Source organism: Acidithiobacillus sp. TH-A36, from assembly GCF_057473445.1.
The window spans coordinates 1-1,087 of sequence record NZ_JBYCKP010000375.1; the positions used below are offsets into that span (position 1 = coordinate 1).

A 1,087-nucleotide genomic window follows, 5' to 3' on the forward strand; every position below is an offset into this window, starting at 1 on the left:
CCAAACCCACTCCGCAACCGCGTCCAGTAGTTCATCATACTCCGGCGCCCAAGCCGCTGATGGCCAAAACGCCGTTGCCGACTGCTCCAGTCGTACCCCCCGCGCCGCCGGTAACACCACCTGCGCCGCCGCCCCCTCCGGCTCCCAGTATGGCAGCGCGGCAGGCAGCATTGGCGCGCTATGCGGCCATGGTACGTGCCCAGGTTCAGGCCGATGCCCATGTGCCTGAGGCCGTGCGCCTGATGCACTTAAGTGGTACGGCAGTCATCACTTTCCGGTTGACCCCTTCGGGACAACTGCTTTGGGCCAAAATCACCCAGTCCAGTGGTGTGCAACCGATTGATAAGGCGGCTCTGCAATCCGTGAAAGAGGGTAACTATCCGCCCTTTACGAAAAACATGCCCAAGCATGCAACCAACTTTACGGTTGAAGTACATTTGTCCAGCCATTCCAGTTAACATGAACACTATTTTTACGGGGAGCATTTTGCCAGTGAATATTTTGCGGGTCATAAAAGCTTCAGTTTTATCTCTCGGTTTTATTGGGGCTGGCCTGACATCTTCACTGGCGGCGGCAGACGTTCCCCAAGGTATGCAGAATTTCAACCACTATACTTTTGCGGTCATGTGGCATCCCGGCGTGTGCGCGACCTGGACCAATGCGGGTGCTGCCTGCAAGGATTTGTCCTCGGACGCAAAAATCAACCAGGAGTGGACCATGCATGGGCTGTGGGCGAGCCGTCCCCAGTCACTGATTGCCTCTGGAATGAAGGGCCCAACCTGGTGGCATTATGGCTGTTACTGGTATAACCCGGGCCATAGCCTGCCGAAGGATAGTTGTTCCAATCAGGCTCTGAATCTGCCGGCTGCACTGCATCAGCGTTTGTATGCGCACATGCCCATGGCCAACATTTGTCTGGATCGCCATGAGTATTACAAACATGTCGCCTGTTTTGGCGAATCGCCTGAGCAGTTTTTCCCCAAGGAGCTGGATTTGCTGGATAAACTCAACGCCAGCTCGTTCACGGCCTTTATTCGTGAGCATCGCGGGCAATGGGTGGAGCGCAATGCCATTCTCAAAGCCTTTG

Annotated in this window: 2 protein-coding genes; both read left to right on the forward strand. The window is 55.5% G+C overall.

What is annotated here, in order from left to right; translation table 11 throughout:
* The coding region (locus AC2VLY_RS09825) for a TonB family protein (protein WP_486922184.1) at positions 1–458 on the forward strand (458 nt) is incomplete at its 5' end.
* A gap of 34 nt (positions 459–492) precedes the next feature.
* Positions 493–1,087, forward strand: a 595-nt coding sequence (locus tag AC2VLY_RS09830) for a ribonuclease T2 family protein (protein ID WP_486922185.1), incomplete at its 3' end; no start/stop codon positions are given.